The sequence below is a fragment of the Stenotrophomonas sp. TEPEL genome, from assembly GCF_004348785.1.
Classification (GTDB): Bacteria; Pseudomonadota; Gammaproteobacteria; order Xanthomonadales; family Xanthomonadaceae; genus Stenotrophomonas; species Stenotrophomonas indicatrix.
Window position 1 is genome coordinate 3,935,833 of record NZ_QQXJ01000001.1, and the last position, 17,310, is coordinate 3,953,142.

The following is a 17,310-nucleotide window of genomic DNA, read 5'->3' on the forward strand; positions in this document are numbered from 1 at the left end:
GCGGTCAGCGCAGGCGGAACACGCGTGCCTTCGGCAGATCTTCGTCGACCTGCAGGAACCAGCGCCCGGCGATACCCGGAACCACCTCGATCTGCGGTGCCTGCAGGGTCTTGCGCAGCTTCATCTGGCCCTTCATCACCTGCCACTGCTGACCGTTGTCGAGGGTGAACACCGTGCCCGGCTGCCACCCCGCAACGTCGCCGACCACGCGGGCGTTGACCGGCCCCTCCTCCAGGCCCAGGTGCATCGCCGCCGGGGCGGGAACGTTGGCCGGCACCGGCGCGCCGGTGTTGGCCGCAAACGCCGCCCGCGTGGGTACGGGCGTAGATGCCTCGGCCTCGCGCAGCACGCGGTTCAGGGTCTGCAGCTGGGTCGCGTCCAGGCCCACTTCGGCCAGCTGGGCCGCGCTGAGACGCTGCTCCACGGGCACGAAACGGTCCTGGGCGGTGGCGGCGAAGCTGCTGGCGACCAGCAGAACGGAAAGGAGGTACCGGCGCATCGGAGAGGGTCTCTGCAGAACAGCGCTCACGATGCTGCAATCCGGTGACAGTCCGGTTACAGCCGCAGGCCCGGTACAATGGGCCATGATCAATAATGATGTACTGCGCAGCGTGCGCTACTCCCTGGACCTCGGCGACCACCACGTGGTGACCCTGTGCCAGATGGCCGATCCGGCGTTCGAAGTGGATGTCGACCAGGCCAAGGCCTGGCTGCTGCGTGAAGACGAGCCGGGTTTCCAGCCGATGAGCGACAGTGCGCTGGCGCACTTCCTCGATGGCCTGATCCTGCACCTGCGCGGTCACGATGAGGGCCAGGCGCCGCGCGCGGTGGAAACCCGCATCGACAACAACCTGGTGTTGAAGAAGCTGCGCGTGGCTTTCCAGCTGCGCGATGTCGACATGATGGAGATCTTCACCAGCATCGGCTTCAACGTCTCCAAATCCGAACTCGGCGCGTTGTTCCGCCAGCCCGGCCACAAGAACTACCGGCGCTGCCTGGACCAGATGCTGCGCAACTTCCTCAAGGGCCTGAGCCTGCGCCTGCGCAGCTGAGCACGGCGTCGACGAAGGCGCGTGCGGCCGGCGTCGGCAGGCGCTGCCAGACCAGATGCACGCGCCGGGTCGGGGTCGGTTGCAGCGGCACCTGCACCACCCCTTCGAAACCGTCGGCGATCCGCACCGGCACGATGCCCACCGCCAGGCCGTGGCGGACGAAGCGCTCGACCAGTTCCATCAGGTTGACCTCGAAACGCACCTGATGCGGCAGGCCCGCTGCGGCGAACGCATCATCGGTCTGCCGGCGCGCGCCGGTCCCCCGCGGGAAATCGACCAGGGCCTCATCCTGCAGCGCCGCCAACGGCAATCGCTGGCGCGTGGCCAGCCGATGCTGCGGCGCCAGCACGGCCACCAGATCCTCTTCCTGCAGCATCTGGTGGCAGACGCCCTCCAGATGGGCCGACGGCGCCAGCCCCACCAGCGCCACGTCCAGTGCGCGCGACTGCACCTGCTGCAGCAGGGTCTCGCTCTTGTTCACCCGCAACTGGAACTCCACCTGCGGGTGCTGCTGCTGGAAAGCAGCCAGCATGGCCACCACGTCGACGCCGGTCAGCGACGAGATCTGCCCGATCGCCAGCAGCCCGCGCACGTCACCACTGACGGCCGCGACGTCGGCACGCAGGTGGCGCAGGCTGGTCAGCACCTGCCGGGCGTGCACGAGCAACGCCTCTCCCGCCGCGGTGGCGCGCACCTGGCGCGGCAGCCGCTCGAACAACACCGTGCCCAGCTCCTGCTCAGATGGGCAATCTGATGGCTCAGGGCCGACTGCACGACGTGGCAGCGCGCGGCCGCACGGGTGAAGTTGCCCTCTTCGGCCAGGGCCACGGCGAACTCGAGCTGCTTGAGGTTCACACCCGTATCTCAATTCCAGATGACAGCGATGATGATGATTTATTTCCATCATGACAGCAGCAGGCGGACACTGTGCTGCCCTGCTTCACGGAACATCGCGTGTCCCCTTCCCTTCCTCCCCTGCAGCGCTGGCAGATCCTGTTGATGTCGGTCGCCACCGGTGTCGCGGTGGCCAGCAATTACTACGCGCAGCCGTTGCTGCATACCATCGCCGATGCCTTCGGCGTGCCTTTCGGCCAGGTCGGCATGGTGGTGACCGCTGCGCAGTTGAGCTACGCCGTTGGCCTGATCCTGCTGGTGCCGTTGGGTGATCTGTTCGAGCGCCGCCGGCTGATCGTGGTGATGACGTTGTTGTCGGCCAGCGGACTGGTGATCAGCGCATGCGCGCCGTCGTTGCCATGGCTGCTGGCCGGTACCGCGATCACCGGGTTGTTCTCGGTGGTGGCGCAGGTGCTGGTGCCGTTCGCCGCCACCCTGGCCGCACCGGAGCATCGCGGCCGCGTGGTCGGCACGCTGATGAGCGGGCTGCTGCTGGGCATCCTGCTGGCACGCACCGTGGCCGGGCTGCTGTCGAGCCTGGGCGACTGGCGCCTGGTCTATGCGATCGCTGCAGGTACGCTGGTGCTGACCGCGCTGGCCCTGCAGCGCGGCCTGCCGCGTTTCCACCACAGCGCCGGGCTGAGCTACTTCGCGCTGCTGCGCTCGATCGGCACGCTGTTCGTGCAGGAGCCGGTGCTACGCCAGCGCACGCTGCTCGGCGCGTGCAGCTTTGCGATGTTCGCGATCTTCTGGACGCCACTGGCCTTCCTGCTGGCGCAGCCGCCGTATGCCTACAGCGACGCCACCATCGGCCTGTTCGGGCTGGTCGGTGCCGCCGGCACGCTGGCTGCCGGCGTTGCCGGGCGCATGTCCGATCGTGGCCAGGCCGGCCGGGCCACGGCCATTGCGTTGGTGCTGTTGCTGCTGTCCTGGCTGCCTCTGGGGCTGTCGGCGCATTCGCTGCTGGCGCTGCTGGTCGGCGTGGTGGTGCTGGACCTGGCCGCGCAGCTGCTGCATGTCAGCAACCAGAACCTGATCTACGCACTGCAGCCGGAGGCACGCAACCGCCTCAATGCCGGTTACATGACCGGCTATTTCATCGGGGGTTCGCTGGGCTCGCTGCTGTCGGCACAGGTCTACCCGCGTTTCGGCTGGACCGGCGTGTGCGTGGCCGGTACCGCGGTGGCGGTACTGGCCCTGCTGGTGTGGCTGTCCAGTGCCTGGCGCGCACGCCAGGCCGCGTCGGCCGACTAGAAGCTGCCCTGCAGCGCCAGTTCCCAGCGTCCACCGGCATTGCCCGGGAACAGACGCTTGGCGGCGCTGTCGGTGTCATGCACGGTGGCGCGCAGTTCCCAGGCCGGCGTCAACGTGGCAATGGCACTGAGCTGGCCATGCAGGTAGTCCAGCCCCTGCGCGGTGGCCAGCCAGTACTGCCCCACCGCCGCTTCCAACCGCACGCGCTCGTTCAACGGCACCCGCACGCCCAGCTGTGCGTAGGTGCCGCGACGGCCGCCGGCCAGGGCGTCGTTGGAGTGGGCAACCTGCAGCCAGGCGCGTTGCTTCCAGGTGGTGGTGACGTTGAGTTCGGTCCAGTCCAGTGCGCGGCCAGTGCCCGGATAGACATACCGTGTGAGGTTCGCATCCAGGCTCCAGTCCGGCGACAGCGCGCCGGACCAGCCGGCGACGAGATCGAACTCGCTGCGTGCCCCGCTGTCCGGCGTGAACGAGACATTGGAGCCCCATGCGCTGGCATACCAGCCCGAACCCACCGTCACCTTTGCCCCCACCTGCGCGGCCGGATCGCCCTCGCTCTGCGAACTGCCGCGCCAGACATAGTCGCTGGTCAATGCCGCCGTGCCACTCACCTGCACCTGTGCCTGCACGCTGCCGGCGCACAGCAGCCCCGCCAGTGCGGCCGCGCTGGCCACGATCATCCCCTTGCTCTTCACTGCACTCACTTCCTCGTCGGAGGCGGTCTGTCCGCCGGGACGGCAGTGTCGATGGCAGGGCCGTAACGGTTCGATGGCGATGCTGCCGTGCCAGCGCAAATTCAGCGTAAATCCGCGCTGCGGTGGGCGCGGTATCATGCGGGCCTATTTCCAGGAACCAACCACGTGGACGCCATCCTGACCCCGGTATCGATCGGCGAGCTGATCGACAAGATCACCATTCTCGAGATCAAGGTCGAGCGCATCGACGATGCGACCAAGCTGGCCAACGTGCGCACCGAGCTTGACGGCCTGCTGCCGCTGCTGCAGCAGCAGCTTGATGCGCAGCCGGCACTGGCCGCGCTGAAGACGCAGCTGAAGGTTATCAACGAGCGCATGTGGGAGATCCAGGACCAGCTGCGCGACAAGGAAGCGGCGCAGGTATTCGACGAGGCGTTCATCCAGCTGGCGCGCGGCGTGTACGGCACCAACGGCGAACGCGTACAGGTGAAGAACGAGATCAACCGTGTTGCCGGTTCGGCGCTGGTCGAGGAAAAGCAGTACCAAGGCGAGTAAGCGCGCCGGTCAGCCACACTCCAGCAGGTGGCGGATGCGGAACAGTTCGACATCGCTGCGGATGCCGAGCTTCTGGTAGGCCGCTTTCTTCTGCGTGCTGATGGTGCTGGCCGAGCGCTGGAAGCGCCGGGCCACTTCGCCGGTGCTGCACCCCTGCAGCACCAGCCGCAGCACTTCGCGTTCACGCCGGCTCAGTGGCGTCAGGCTGGGCGCCGACATGCGCCGCGCGCGCGATCGATTCAGCTGCGTGCGCAGCTCCGGGGGCACGAACCGCCCGCCGCGGGCCACCACGTCCACCGCCCGCAGCAGCATTTCCGGCGTGGTCGCCTTGGACAGGAAGCCGCGTGCGCCGGCCTGCATCGTCGTGGCCACGGTGCTGGCATTGCAGTGCGCCGACAGCACCAGTATCGGCAGGCTGGGCCAGCGCAGGGACAGTGCGCGCAGCAACTGCAACCCGTCGCCAAGATCCCCCAGCGGCAGCGCATCGATCAACAGCAGGTCAACGCAGCCCGGTTCGCTTTCCAGCAGCGCCACCAGCTCACCTTCGTCGGCGTAGCTGCCGCGCACGTGCACGCCGCTGTGCTGGTGCAGCAGCACTTCCACCCCCAGCCGCAGCACCGGATGCGGATCCAGCAGCGCCAGACGGCGCGGCCGGTCGGGGAGCAGCGGTGGGAGTACGGGCGGCATCGCGGTGTATCCGGCAGCACGGGATATCCACCGTAGGCCGCCACCGGCGGTGGCGGAATCCAATTCATTGCAATGCAACATGACGCCGCGCATCGCAGTCAGACTCTGTTCTGATTCCCCACAACGCAACAGGCCCGGCAATGCCGGGCCTGTTTCAGCACGAACAGCGCGCGGGCGCGCCGTAGATGCAATTACCAGCTGAAGCGCGGGCCGACGGTGTATTCCTTGTCACCGTGGCGGTTCATCTTCAGCTCGCCGTTCAGGCCCCAGTTCTGGTTCAGCTTGACCTGACCACCCAGGCGGCCGTACCACTGGCTGTCGATGTCAACGCCGTGCTTCTTCGAATAGTCCTCGTAACCGACCAGGCCGTAGACCTCAGCGTGGGCACCGAACGCGGTACGGATACCGGCTTCAGCGCTGTAGCCGTTGAAATCCAGGCCGTGCTTCTGGTCGAACTTCTGGTAGGCGACGCGGGCAACGAAGTCGGTCGACGGAGCGATTTCGACGTTGTAGCCGGCACCGACCTTCCACTGGTCAACCTTGATGTTGGTGTGGTCGACTTCCTGACGGCTGTACTCGCCGAAAGCGTGGAAGTTCGGCAGGAAGCCGTAGGAGCCCTTCACGCCCCAGCCATCAGCCTTGATGCCGTCAACGTCGGTCTTGGCGTAGTCAGCCTCGGCGTAGTTGTAGGACAGGTTCTCGGCGGCCGAAGCGGTGAACGGCAGGGCAGCGGCCAGAGCCAGAGCAATCAGCGAATTCTTCATGGGGGTACACCTTTACTTTCTTATGGTGTGCAGCAGCGCCAGGGCGCCATCGCATCGGGAATGTAAATTCTCCGTTATTTGCCACAACGCTCCCTGAAAACAGCAGTCTTCGCATTGCTGAATTTTTTGCATTGATTCAGCAAGGCTCAGGCATACGCGCGCGGTACGCGCACGCGCTCCGATCACAACGAGACGGCGGCCGATGTCGATTTGCCGCACCGTGAAGCGTCGATTCAATGAAGGCCGTGCACCTGGCACGGTCCATTCCGGAGGCAAGCGATGAGCTACATCGATGGTTTCGTCCTGGCGGTGCCGACCGCCAACAAGGAGAAGTTCCTCGCCCACGCGCGCAGCGGCGACGTGGTGTTCCTCGAACACGGCGCGCTGCGCGTGGTCGAGTGCTGGGGCGATGACGTGCCGCACGGCAAGACCACCGACTTCTTCGGCGCGGTGAAAGCCACGACGGAGGAGACCGTGGTGTTTTCCTGGATCGAATGGCCGGACAAGGCCACCCGCGATGCAGGCATGCAGAAAATGATGGAAGACCCGCGGTTGGACCCGTCGAAGAATCCCATGCCGTTCGACGGTGCACGGATGATCTACGGCGGATTCGAGCCGATCTTCGAACTCAAGCGCTGACCCGGGCGGGCGTCCTCAGCGGGCGCCCGCTTCATCCTCACCGGCCGCGTGGCCGGCACCCAGCGCAGCACCGGCACCAACACCCAGCCCGCCCATTCCGGCACCCATGCCGCCGCCACCGCCGCCACCGGTGCGACCGCCCTTGGCTTCGCCCTCGTTGCGGCCCTTGCCACTTCCGCCACCGCTGCCCGCAGGGCGGGTAGGCCCCTGGCGCGGGATCTCCAGGTCGGCCGGTACCGGCGCAAGGTCCAGCGCCTCGCGGACGAAGTCGCGCAGCGAGATCACCAGTTCGTGTGTGTGCACCGCACGCCCCTGTGCCAGTTCACTGGCAGCGCGCGCGGCCAGTCGTACCTGCTCGTCGGTGCCCAGCAGCAGGATGTCCGACAAGGCCGCTTCGACCGCGTCGCGGATGCGCCGGGCCCGATCCGAGCCCGGCTCGGCGATGCCTTCTTCGTGGGCCCGCTGGCGCAGGTCGCGCAGGTGGGTTGGATCGACCCCCAGCTCACCGGTGAAGGAGCCGCCCAGCGTCTTGTAGGCTGCCATCAAGGTACGCAGCCGCTCATTGATCTGGCGGTTTTCGCGTTCGCGACGCTGCTGCAGGGTCTGCATCACCAGCAGGCGGATGCCCACGCCGAGCAGGGTGATCAGGACCAAGCCGGCCAGGGTGGACAGCACGCCCTGCCAGGAACTGAAATCGATACCGCGCATGGTCACAGCTCCTGCGGAAGACCTTCATCTTGCCCCAGGCTGCTGCCGCAGATCCACGCCAGGCAATGATCAGTCCCCCCGAAAACGCAGAAGGCCCTCCCGCCCGATGAGCGGAAGGGCCTTCGAACCACGCGCGATTACTTGCGCTTGGCAGCCTTGCGCACGGCCTTCTTGGCCGGAGCCTTCCTGGCCACGGCCTTCTTCAGCGGTGCAGCCTTCTTGGCGACGGTCTTGCGGGTAGCGGCGGTCTTCTTGCCGACNACCTTCTTGGCAGCNNCGGTCTTCTTGNCNACNNCCTTCTTGGCGGTCGCAACCTTCTTGGTGGCGGCCTTCTTNGCGGTAGCGACCTTCTTGCCGGCAGCCTTGGTGGTCTTCTTGGCAGCAGCAGCCTTCTTGGTCACGGCCTTGCCGGCAGCCGCCTTCTTCTTTGCCACTTCCTTCTTCAGGGCAGCCGCTTCGGCCTTGGCGTTGTTCTTGGCCGCTTCCAGCTTCTTCTTGGCGTTGGCAACGGTCTTGCCGACCGACTTGGCGGCCTTCTCGGCCTTCTTGGCAACGGTCTTCTCGACCTTGGCCACGACCTTCTTGGCCTTGGCGACGCGGGTGGTGGCAGCCTTGCTGGCGCGCTTGACGGTCTTCTTGACCGACTTCACTGCGTCTTCGGCGGCGTGGGCGATGGTCTCGCCGACGTTGGTGGCGGCTTCTTTCACGTTCTCGACGGCGTCGGTCACGACCGACACACCATTACCGTTGCTCATGTTGCCCTCCTGGGGGCCTGGATTGTCAAAACGGGGCGATGCTATACCGACAATGGCTATCGTGGAACGGGCACGCCTGATCAATCGCATCCAGTGCGACGCAACTGATGTAGGCAATGGCGGCAGCTGACGCGCCCCGCAGTCAGGAAACCCCTTTTTTTAAGCAGTGTGCTGCGCAGCCTGCCTGGCGCTGGCATGCCGATGCAGGCACGAGCAGCAGCCACACATCCGCGCAGCACTGGGCGTCATCGCAAGGTCGGGATGCGCGGAACTGCGCAAGTGTCACGGTGTATCAAGGCGCTGCCGGCATGCCTGACGGCGCGCGATCGCGGCTGTCGCGAACAGCGTTGTGGTGCGCGCGTCGGCTTTCCGGCGCCCTCGGCGAGGGTCGGATTTTCATGGGGCATTTATCCAGACCGCGACACACTCATTCAGCTTGTTCTACCGTATGCGTCAACGGCCCCAACCTCAGCCTGCGAACCGACTCCCATGCGACCGCTTCCCACCCTGCTTACGCTCGCAATCGCCGCCGCCTTCGGCGGCTTCGTTGCCACCGGCCTCAATGCGCACCTGGACAACCGTGCCGATGCCGCTCCGCTGCCGGCGGTACTGCCCACCTCCGCAGCGCTGCCGGCCGCGGTTGCCGGGCAGGCGGTGCCTTCGCTTGCACCGATGCTGGAAAAGGCGATGCCGGCGGTGGTCAGCGTCAACACCAAGCAGGTGGTGCGGGTACGCAACCCGTTCTTCAATGACCCGTTCTTCCGCCGCCTGTTCCCGGACATCCCGCAGGAGCGGATCAACGAGTCACTCGGCTCGGGCGTCATCATCGATGCCACCGAAGGCCTGGTGCTGACCAACCACCACGTCATCGACAACGCTGATGACGTGCAGGTGACACTGGCCGATGGGCGCACGGTGAAGGCCGAGTTCCTCGGCTCGGACCGCGACACCGACATCGCGCTGATCCGCATTCCGGCGCAGAACCTGACCGACATCAAGCTGGGCAACAGCGACCAGCTGCGGGTAGGCGACTTCGTGGTCGCGATCGGCAATCCGTTCGGTTTCAGCCAGACGGTCACCTCGGGCATCGTCTCGGCGGTGGGCCGCAGTGGCATCCGCGGGCTGGGCTACCAGAACTTCATCCAGACCGATGCATCGATCAACCCGGGTAATTCCGGAGGCGCGCTGGTCAACCTGCAGGGCCAGCTGGTGGGCATCAACACCGCCAGCTTCAACCCGCAGGGCAGCATGGCCGGCAACATCGGCCTGGGCCTGGCGATTCCGTCGAACCTGGCCCGCAGCGTGGTCGACCAGCTGGTCAAGCATGGCGTGGTGGTGCGCGGCACACTGGGCATCGAAAGCCAGAACCTGAGCGCGCAGATCGCGCAGGGCCTGGGCCTGGGCGAAACCCGTGGCGCCCTGGTGACCCGCGTGCTGGCCGGTTCGGCCGGTGCCGCCGCAGGACTGAAGCCGGGCGACGTGGTGGTATCGGCCAACGGCCAGCGTGTGGACAGTGCCGAAGCCCTGCACAACGTGGAAGGCCTGGCGGCGGTGGGCAGCGTGCTGACCCTGGATGTTCGCCGCGAAGGCAAGCCGCTGCAGATCAAGGCAACGCTGAAGGAACAGGCGCGCGTGGTCAGCGGCGAGAGCCTGGATCCGCGCCTGACCGGTGCCAGCTTCGTCGACCTGCCCGAATCGCTGCGCCAGTCCGGGGTGGGCGGCGTGCTGGTCAGCGAGGTCAAGCGCGGCAGCCGCGCCGCGACCAATGGCCTGCAGCAGGGCGACATCATCACCGACGCCACGGTGGGCGAGTTCGCCGACCTGGCCAGCTGGCGCGCCAATTTCCAGCAGCGCCCGCCCACCCTGGTGCTGCGCGTGCTGCGCAACAATGGGCAGCAGCAGGGCCAGTTGGTGATGCGCTGATCGCTTGGCCGTAACGTCCCCTATACCCGCGTGATGCTATTGCTGTAGACCCAGGTCGGCCGAGCGCCGATCGCCCGTTCCCCCATCGCAACAGGAGTGATTCGATGAGCCCCACCAATACCGAGAACCTGAAGGACCACCTGGGTGAAGCCGGTTCCCACCTGAAGCAGGCCGCCAGCGCTGCCGGCGGTGCGATCAAGGGCGCTACCGGCGCCGCGACCGACGAACTGCGCATCGGCAAGGCCAACGTCAAGGCTGAACTTTCCGACAGCGCGCTGTCGGGCTTGGCGGCTGCCGAGTTCGGTGGTGCCGCCGCCAAGGAACAGGTCGATGCGCTGATGGACAAGGGCAAGGACCTGATCGACAGCGCTGCTGAGCTGATCCGCGAACGTCCGCTGGCTTCGTTCGGCGTGGCCTTCGCTACCGGCTGGATCATCGCCAAGCTGGCCCGCGGCAGCGACAAGTAAGCTGCGGCGTGAGCGAAGACACCACGCAACGTCCCGATCCGGCGGCCACGCCGCCGTTGGACGAAAGCATCCGCCAGGTCGGCGCAGCCGGCCGGGCGACTGCCGATTCGGCCAAGCACTCACTGCGTTCGCTGCGCCGGTTGGCGTCGGCGGACTTCGCGCTGGCGCGCAGCGCGTTCGGCCGCGCATTGGCCTGGGCCGGCGTCGCCATCGTGTTCGGTGCGTCGGCCTGGCTGTTGCTGGCCGCCACCCTCATCGCCCTGCTGCAGAGCTTCGGCCTGAGCTGGCTGCAGGCCCTGCTGATCACCTCGTTGCTGAGCCTGGCCGTCACCGGCTATGCGATCTGGCGCGTTTCCTACTTCTTCCACCACACCGGCATGCACGCCACCCGGCGTCAGTTGTCCCGGTTGGGCCTGTTCGATGAGCCCACCGATGATGATCCCGATGCCGGCGTGCAGATTCCGGAGGGCAAGCCATGAAGTTCGGTGCACTGCAGCGGCGTGTGAATCGTTGCGAACAGGTGATGGCCGTGCGCCTCGGCGAGACCCAGGACCACTGGAACGTGCTCAGCCAGGTCTGGCGACAGGGCTGGTCGCCACTGCGCATCGTGGCGGTGGGTCTGGCCGGTGGGTTCATCGCCGGCAAGCTGGAGGTTCCGGGCAAGGTCAACGGAGCGCGCTGGCTGCAGATGGTCGGTTCGGTGTCCAGCCTGTTCGCCAGCGCCCAGGCCGCGTTTGCTTCGGTGATGGCGGCGCAGGCGGCGGAAACCGCAGACGATGCCGCCGACCAGGTGGATGAAGCGGCCGGGCCGCCACCCGCCGCCGCGGCACGACCGGCAGCGCGCCCGGTGGCCGAGCCCGAGCCGCATGAGCCCCGTCCGGCCGAAGCGGCGACCGAGTTGTCCGAACGTTGACGAACCTTATCCGCCGCGTTGATCGCGGCGGTCCGATAATGGGCATCTCTTTCTGGTCGGTGCGTCGATGAGCGAGTCCCTGTTGTCCCCGTCGTCGCCTGCGCCGGACGAGTCCGCCCCCCTGCCGCCCCCCTCGCGCCCACGTGGCCCGATGTCGCTGGTGATCCTGGCGACCCTGGCCGTGGCGTTCACCCTGTGGGCGGCGCAGGACATCATCCTGCCGGTCCTGCTCGCGATGTTCTTCGCCCTGGTCGGCAACCCCATCCTGCGCCTGCTGCAGAAGCTGTGGATTCCGCGCGCGCTCGGCGCCCTGCTGGTGCTGGGCGCCGGCCTGGGCGTGACCGGTGCGCTGGCGGTGCAGCTGATCGGCCCGGCGATGGACTGGGCACAGGAAGCACCGCAGCAGCTGCGCAAGGTTGCGCGCCAGGTGCAGGACCTGACCAAGCCGGTGCAGCAGGCCAACCAGGCCGCAGAGAATTTCGCGCGCGTGGCCGGCGGCGACGGCAACCGCAAGGTGCAGGTGATCCGCACCCAGCTGGACGACCCCTACCGCATGCTCACCCGTGCGCCGCGGCTGGCCGCCTCGGTGCTGGCCGTCGTGCTGCTGACGCTGTTCTTCATGATCTACGGCCAGAGCCTGCAGCGTGCAGCGATCGCCCTGTTCCCGAACCGGCAGCAGCAGCGTTTCACCAGTGACATCCTGCGCTCGATCGAGCATGAGGTGTCGCGCTACGTATTGACCATCAGCGTGATCAACACGGTGGTCGGCCTGCTGTTGGCCGGGGTGCTGATGCTGCTGGGCATCGGCCTGCAGGAGGCGCTGCTGTGGGGAACCGTGGCGGCGCTGCTGAATTTCGCGCCCTATGTCGGCCCGCTGCTCGGCGTCGCATTGATGCTGCTGATGGGCTTTGTGGAGTTCCGCGACCCGCTGCAGGCACTGCTGCCTGCGGCCGCCTACCTGGCCCTGCATACCCTGGAAGGGCAGCTGGTGACGCCGATCGTGCTTGGCCGGCAGATGAAGCTGTCGCCGCTGGTGCTGATCCTGGCGCTGATGGTGTTCGGCTGGGCCTGGGGCATGATCGGCCTGCTGCTGGCGGTGCCGCTGCTGGTCTGCATCAAGCTGGTGCTGGCACGGCTGGACGGCATGCACGGCTGGGCGCGACTGCTGGAGTGAGCGCGGTCCAGCGACCGGCGTGCTGGGAGAGCAACGGTGGGACGGCCAACGCTGGCAGAATATGCGCCCGCTTTTTCCCAGGATGGAACCCTCCCCATGTTCTCTTTCGCGCGTCGATGCCTCGCCCTGACCTGCCTGGCCGCCCCCGCCTTCGCCGCGGCCCCGCCCAGTGCGGAAGTGGCCCGCACCCAGCTGGTGGAGGCCATCACCTGCCAGCGCCATCTCACACCCGAACAGTTCGATGCCATGGCCAAGGTGCTGATGCCCGCCGGGGCCAAGACCAGGGACGAGTACGACGACGGCTACACACTGGCCTCGCCGCTGATGGTGCTTGGCCTGCCGGTGACCCATGTGACCTCCTACGACGGCTCCAGCGGCGAGGATGGCGTGGACAGTTACACGGCATACTTCGGCAACGCGGAAATCAGCAAGGTCGCCGCCTTGGCGAAGATGCCGCCGCCGGTGGCCGGCGGCTACCGGCGCGAAGTGGGCAGGCATGACCTGAGCGTGGATCGCGTCGATGGCCAGACCGTCCTGTACTGCTCCTACGACCTGCGCAGCCACTGACGGCGGCAGCGCCTGCCCGCCGCGCGCATGAAAGCCCGCGCGGGCAGGCGTAGAATGGCGGGGTGAAATTCCCTGTCCTTGCCATCACCCTCGACCTCGACGATACGCTGTGGCCGTTCGCTCCGATCGGCGCCCGCATCGACCAGGTCCTGTTCGACTGGATGCGCGAACACAGCCCCGCCACCGCCGCGATGTATCCGGTGGCGGCCATGCGCGAACTGCGCGAGCGCTCGTTCCGCGACAACCCCCACCTGCATTTCGACCTGAGCGCGCTGCGCCGGCTGACGATCCAGGAGGCGCTGGAAAACAGTGGCGCCAGCCTGGATCTTCTGGAACCGGCGTATGAAGTGTTCTACGCCGCGCGCAACCAGGTGGAGTGCTACCCCGATGCGCTCGATGCACTGACGCGTATCGCCGCGCGGGTGCCGGTGGCCGCGTTGAGCAACGGCAACGCCGATCTGGAACGGATCGGCCTGGCCCATCACTTCAGCTTCCAGCTGGGCGCGCGCGAGCATGGCGCGGCCAAGCCCGAAGCGAGCATTTTCCACGCTGCCTGCGACCGCCTGGGCGTCGCCCCGGCGCAGGTGCTGCACGTGGGCGACCACGTCGAGATGGACGTGGCCGGCGCGATGGCTGCCGGCCTGCGCGGCTGCTGGATCAACCGCGAAGCGGCCACCTGGAACCATCCGCAGCTGCAGCCTGACCTGCAGTTCGACACCCTCACCGGCCTGGCCGATTGGCTCGATGCCAACCTCGACGCCGCCGACGCTGACGCATCCCGGAGTACCTGACGCATGAGCGAGATCACTGGCTTCACCGCCGACACCACCGCCGCACTGCCGCTGCACGTGCTGGATCGCAGCCAGTTCGAGGCGTGGAAGAACAGCCAATCCGCTGCCATCCAGGCGTGGCTGAAGTCGCAGGGCTTCACTGCGGGCGCGCATTCGGTTGCGCTGCTGCCCGGCGCCGATGGCCTGGCTGGCGCGGTGATCGGCGTCGGCGATCGTGCCGATGCCTACAGCTACGCCCATGCACCACATGCCCTGCCGGAAGGCAGCGTGTGGCAGTTGGCCAGCGACCTGCCGGCCGCCGAGCAGGCGCTGCTGCAGCTGGGCTGGGGCCTGGGCAGCTACCGCTTCGACCGCTACCGCAAGCGCAACCGCGCGCCGGCCCAGTTGGTGGCTGCACCGACCGGCGAAGTGGCCGACCTGATCGCCGCCAGCCTGCGCGTGCGTGACTGGGTCAACACGCCGACCGAAGACATGGGCCCGCAGCAGCTGGAAGACGCCGCGCGTGCCCTGGCTGAAGCGCATGGCGCGCAGGTGGAAGCCATCACCGGCGACGAACTGCTGGCGCAGAACTTCCCGGCCATCCATGCGGTGGGCCGTGCCTCGCACCGTGCGCCGCGGCTGATCGTGCTGCGCTGGGGCAAGGAGACCGACCCGGCGCTGGCACTGGTCGGCAAGGGCGTGTGCTTCGATACCGGCGGCCTGGACATCAAGCCGGCCGATGGCATGCGCAACATGAAGAAGGACATGGGCGGCGCCGCACACGCGCTGGCCCTGGCCGGGCTGGTGATGGCCCAGCAGCTGCCGGTGCGCCTGACCCTGCTGATACCGGCGGTGGAAAATGCGATCGGCCCGGATGCCTTCCGTCCGGGCGAAGTGATCGCCACCCGCAAGGGCCTGAGCGTGGAGATCGACAACACCGATGCCGAAGGCCGGGTGATCCTGTGCGACGCGCTGACCTTCGCCGGTGAGCAGAAGCCGGACCTGGTGCTGGACTTCGCCACGCTGACCGGCGCGGCACGCATCGCGCTGGGCCCGGACCTGCCGGCGCTGTTCAGCAACGATGACACGGTTGCCCAGCAGTGGCTGCAGGCTGGCGACGCCACCCGTGACCCGGTGTGGCGCATGCCGTTGTGGCGCCCGTACCTGCGGTACCTGAGCAGCGGCATCGCCGACCTGGCCAATGCCGGTTCGCGCATGGCCGGCTCGGTCACCGCCGCGCTGTACCTGGAACGCTTCCTGGAAGACGGACAGCGCTGGGCACATCTGGACGTGTATGCCTGGAACGATGGCGAGCGCCCGGGCCGCCCGGCCGGTGGCGAAGCCCTGGCCCTGCGTTCGGCGTGGACGATGCTGAAGGCACGTTACGGCTGATGGAGCCGCCGGGCATGGCCCGGCGCTACCCGTGCCGGTGGGTGCCGACCTTGGTCGGCACTGCATCACCTGCAAATCTGACGAAAAATTGAATTTCGGCTCCGGCCGGGTTCTGCGAGGATGGTGTGGTCGCCCACCCACACATCCGTGAAGGCAGGACTCCGACCATGTCGCTCTTCCGCTATACCCGCGCCGGCCAGGAGCCGGGCGCGTTGCGCCGGCATTCGCCCTTGCCCTGGATCGCCCTGATCGCACTGATCCTGGGCATCGTTGCCCTCGCCTTCGCCTGGCTGGCCGGCTGGATCGGCCGCGACCGGCTGACCGCACAGCGCTTCACCGACACCATTGAGGCAACCGGCCCTGCGCATCCCGGCTTCCGCCGCGCGCACAGCAAGGGCGTGTGCGTGAGCGGCTGGTTCGAACCCAGCGCGCAGGCGCCAACACTGTCCAGTGCGCGGGTGTTCTCGCAGGCGCGCGTACCGGTGCTGGGCCGCCTGTCGATCGGTGGCGGTGACCCCTACGGCGCCGACAACACCGCACGGGTGCGCAGCATCGCGGTGCAGATGGTCAGCGATGACGGGCAGGAATGGCGGATGGCGATGAACAGCTTCCCGTTCTTCGCCGTGCCCACCGCCGAAGCCTTCTACGAGCAGACCCGCGCGCAGATTCCCGACCCGGCCACCGGCAAGCCCGACCCGCAGAAGATGGCCGCCGTGCTGGCGAAATATCCCAGCGCACAGGCCTTCCAGCAGTGGGCCAAGAGCGCACCGTGGACCAGCAGCTGGGCCAACACCACCTTCAACAGCGTCAACAGCTTCTGGTTCACCAACGCGCAGGGGCAGAAGCGCGCGGTGCGCTGGCGCTGGCAGCCGCAGGCACCCGTGGTGGAGATGGATGCGGACGCACGCAAGCAGGCCAACGTCGATTTCCTCAGCCAGGAACTGCAGCAGCGCCTGGCCGCCGGCCCGGTGCGCTGGAACCTGGTGGTCAGCGTGGCCGCGCCGGGCGATGCCATCGATGATCCCTCGGTGCCGTGGCCGGAATCGCGCGAACAGGTGGTGGCCGGCGTGCTCAGCCTCGACCGCATGCAGTCGCAGGAGGAAGGTGCCTGCGGCCAGCTCAACTTCGATCCGCTGATCGTGCCCAGCGGCGTACGCGGCAGTGACGACCCGATCCTGGCGGCGCGCTCGGCGGTGTATTCGCAGTCGTTCAACCGACGCGAACGCGAGCGCGCCAGCGGCAACGTCGAGCAACCGCAGGAGGCTGCGCAATGAACACTGGCAACGGCCACTTCAACCTGCTCGCCCGGGTGCTGCACTGGTCCATGGCGCTGATGATCATCGCCATGCTGTTCATCGGCGTGACCATGGTCGCCTCGCTGCACCTGCGCCCCCTGCTGATCGACCTGCACCGGCCGCTGGGCATCGCCATCCTGCTGCTGGCGGTGCTGCGCCTGTACAACCGCCTGCGCCATCGCCCCCCGCCGCTGCCAGCGGATCTTCCCGCGTGGCAGGTGCTGGCAGCGAAGGCTTCGCACTGGATGCTGTACGCGTTGATGCTGGCGATGCCGCTGATCGGCTGGGCGATGCTGTCGGCCGGCGGCTACCCGATCGTGCTGGGTGGTGGCCTGCACCTGCCGCCGATCGTGCCGCACACCCCGGCGCTGTACGCCGCGCTGCGCAATGCGCACAGCCTGCTGGCCTACGTGTTGTTCGCCACGGTGCTGATGCACGTGGGTGCGGCGCTGTTCCACCTGTGGGTGCGCCGCGATGGCGTGTTCCAGGCGATGGCACGCGGGAAGGATTGAATGGGTTCGCCGGGGGTTCCCGGCTGGTCATTCCCGCGACTGCGGAGGGGTGTCACTTTTCTTTTCGCGCGAAAAGAAAAGTAACCAAAAGAAACGCGCCGCCAGCCGCGAGCCGGTGCTGCGCACCGGTGCCCTGCGCTTCTCGGTGAATCAGGGGACGGCGCCGAACTCGCTGCGCTCAGACATCGGCGGCGCTCAGACACCCGCGCCTCTTCGCCCTCGCCGGACCTGCGGTGCTCGGCTCGCTTGAAGGCGGACCCAACGTCAAAAGCCGCAGCTGCACCCAGTAGATCC

The 17,310-nt window shown here is 67.4% G+C and carries 21 protein-coding genes and 1 pseudogene; 15 read left to right on the top strand and 7 right to left on the bottom strand.

Features of this window, described 5'->3' with window-relative positions; translation table 11 throughout:
• Positions 1-4 precede the first annotated feature (4 nt).
• Entirely contained in the window at positions 5-499 is a 495-nt protein-coding gene (locus TEP_RS17995; RefSeq protein WP_132826188.1) for a hypothetical protein, read from the bottom strand.
• Positions 500-584: 85 nt separating this feature from the next.
• Between TEP_RS17995 and TEP_RS18000 the strand changes: the two genes are divergently transcribed.
• Positions 585-1,052 (top strand): DUF1456 family protein, encoded by a 468-nt coding sequence (locus tag TEP_RS18000; protein WP_025878370.1) that lies wholly within the window; start codon positions 585-587, stop codon positions 1,050-1,052.
• Here the strand turns inward: TEP_RS18000 and TEP_RS18005 are convergent.
• Positions 1,021-1,874 (bottom strand): annotated as a pseudogene (locus TEP_RS18005) (LysR family transcriptional regulator). The gene TEP_RS18000 and the pseudogene TEP_RS18005 sit on opposite strands and share 32 nt — an antisense overlap.
• On the opposite strand from TEP_RS18005, the gene TEP_RS19980 reads away from it, so the two are divergent.
• The gene (locus TEP_RS19980; RefSeq protein WP_240790724.1) at positions 1,794-1,961 is read left to right on the top strand and encodes a hypothetical protein; all 168 of its coding nucleotides are present in this window, start codon (positions 1,794-1,796) and stop codon (positions 1,959-1,961) included. The pseudogene TEP_RS18005 and the gene TEP_RS19980 overlap by 81 nt on opposite strands.
• Positions 1,962-2,051: 90 nt before the next feature.
• A complete protein-coding gene (locus TEP_RS18010) occupies positions 2,052-3,200 on the top strand; it encodes an MFS transporter (protein WP_343134009.1) in 1,149 nt (382 codons plus the stop codon).
• On the opposite strand, the gene TEP_RS18015 is transcribed toward TEP_RS18010, so the two are convergent.
• A complete protein-coding gene (locus TEP_RS18015) occupies positions 3,197-3,895 on the bottom strand; it encodes a TorF family putative porin (RefSeq protein WP_132826190.1) in 699 nt (232 codons plus the stop codon). The two genes, TEP_RS18010 and TEP_RS18015, sit on opposite strands and share 4 nt — an antisense overlap.
• Positions 3,896-4,060: 165 nt before the next feature.
• Here TEP_RS18015 and TEP_RS18020 point away from each other — a divergent pair, with 165 nt between their 5' ends.
• On the top strand, positions 4,061-4,450 hold the full coding sequence (locus TEP_RS18020) for a DUF6165 family protein (protein ID WP_132826191.1): 390 nt from the start codon (positions 4,061-4,063) through the stop codon (positions 4,448-4,450).
• Between the two features lie 9 nt (positions 4,451-4,459).
• Here the strand turns inward: TEP_RS18020 and TEP_RS18025 are convergent, their stop codons facing one another.
• Together TEP_RS18025 and TEP_RS18030 are read right to left on the bottom strand one after the other, a co-directional pair.
• A complete protein-coding gene (locus tag TEP_RS18025; RefSeq protein ID WP_132826192.1) occupies positions 4,460-5,137 on the bottom strand; it encodes a response regulator transcription factor in 678 nt (225 codons plus the stop codon).
• Positions 5,138-5,328: 191 nt separating this feature from the next.
• Positions 5,329-5,901: an Ax21 family protein gene (locus tag TEP_RS18030; protein WP_025878364.1), complete on the bottom strand. Its 573-nt coding sequence runs from the start codon at positions 5,899-5,901 to the stop codon at positions 5,329-5,331.
• A 279-nt stretch (positions 5,902-6,180) separates the two neighbouring features.
• Between TEP_RS18030 and TEP_RS18035 the strand changes: the two genes are divergently transcribed.
• Positions 6,181-6,540: a DUF1428 domain-containing protein gene (locus TEP_RS18035; RefSeq protein WP_132826193.1), complete on the top strand. Its 360-nt coding sequence runs from the start codon at positions 6,181-6,183 to the stop codon at positions 6,538-6,540.
• A gap of 15 nt (positions 6,541-6,555) precedes the next feature.
• Here TEP_RS18035 and TEP_RS18040 read toward each other — a convergent pair whose 3' ends face one another.
• A complete protein-coding gene (locus TEP_RS18040; protein ID WP_132826194.1) occupies positions 6,556-7,248 on the bottom strand; it encodes a hypothetical protein in 693 nt (230 codons plus the stop codon).
• Positions 7,249-7,385: 137 nt separating this feature from the next.
• Entirely contained in the window at positions 7,386-8,003 is a 618-nt protein-coding gene (locus TEP_RS18045) for a histone (protein ID WP_132826195.1), read from the bottom strand.
• 489 nt (positions 8,004-8,492) lie between these two features.
• Between TEP_RS18045 and TEP_RS18050 the strand changes: the two genes are divergently transcribed.
• From TEP_RS18050 to TEP_RS18095, 10 genes are all read left to right on the top strand, one after another.
• On the top strand, positions 8,493-9,926 hold the full coding sequence (locus TEP_RS18050) for a Do family serine endopeptidase (RefSeq protein ID WP_025878360.1): 1,434 nt from the start codon (positions 8,493-8,495) through the stop codon (positions 9,924-9,926).
• Between the two features lie 104 nt (positions 9,927-10,030).
• Positions 10,031-10,393, top strand: a complete 363-nt coding sequence (locus TEP_RS18055) for a hypothetical protein (RefSeq protein ID WP_025878359.1) — start codon at positions 10,031-10,033, stop codon at positions 10,391-10,393.
• Positions 10,394-10,401: 8 nt separating this feature from the next.
• Complete coding sequence (locus tag TEP_RS18060) at positions 10,402-10,872, top strand: phage holin family protein (protein ID WP_025878358.1); 471 nt, start codon at positions 10,402-10,404, stop codon at positions 10,870-10,872.
• Positions 10,869-11,306 (top strand): protein sip-5, encoded by a 438-nt coding sequence (locus tag TEP_RS18065; RefSeq protein ID WP_132826196.1) that lies wholly within the window; start codon positions 10,869-10,871, stop codon positions 11,304-11,306. Before TEP_RS18060 ends, TEP_RS18065 begins: the two co-directional genes overlap by 4 nt.
• A 67-nt stretch (positions 11,307-11,373) precedes the next feature.
• Entirely contained in the window at positions 11,374-12,480 is a 1,107-nt protein-coding gene (locus tag TEP_RS18070) for an AI-2E family transporter (RefSeq protein WP_025878356.1), read from the top strand.
• Between the two features lie 96 nt (positions 12,481-12,576).
• Entirely contained in the window at positions 12,577-13,047 is a 471-nt protein-coding gene (locus TEP_RS18075; protein WP_132826197.1) for a hypothetical protein, read from the top strand.
• 62 nt (positions 13,048-13,109) lie between these two features.
• Positions 13,110-13,838, top strand: a complete 729-nt coding sequence (locus TEP_RS18080; protein ID WP_132826198.1) for an HAD-IA family hydrolase — start codon at positions 13,110-13,112, stop codon at positions 13,836-13,838.
• 3 nt (positions 13,839-13,841) lie between these two features.
• The gene (locus TEP_RS18085; RefSeq protein WP_132826199.1) at positions 13,842-15,209 is read left to right on the top strand and encodes a M17 family metallopeptidase; all 1,368 of its coding nucleotides are present in this window, start codon (positions 13,842-13,844) and stop codon (positions 15,207-15,209) included.
• Positions 15,210-15,376: 167 nt separating this feature from the next.
• The gene (locus TEP_RS18090) at positions 15,377-16,483 is read left to right on the top strand and encodes a catalase family peroxidase (RefSeq protein WP_132826200.1); all 1,107 of its coding nucleotides are present in this window, start codon (positions 15,377-15,379) and stop codon (positions 16,481-16,483) included.
• On the top strand, positions 16,480-17,016 hold the full coding sequence (locus tag TEP_RS18095) for a cytochrome b (RefSeq protein ID WP_132826201.1): 537 nt from the start codon (positions 16,480-16,482) through the stop codon (positions 17,014-17,016). The genes TEP_RS18090 and TEP_RS18095 overlap by 4 nt, the downstream gene beginning before the upstream one ends.
• Positions 17,017-17,310 lie beyond the last annotated feature (294 nt).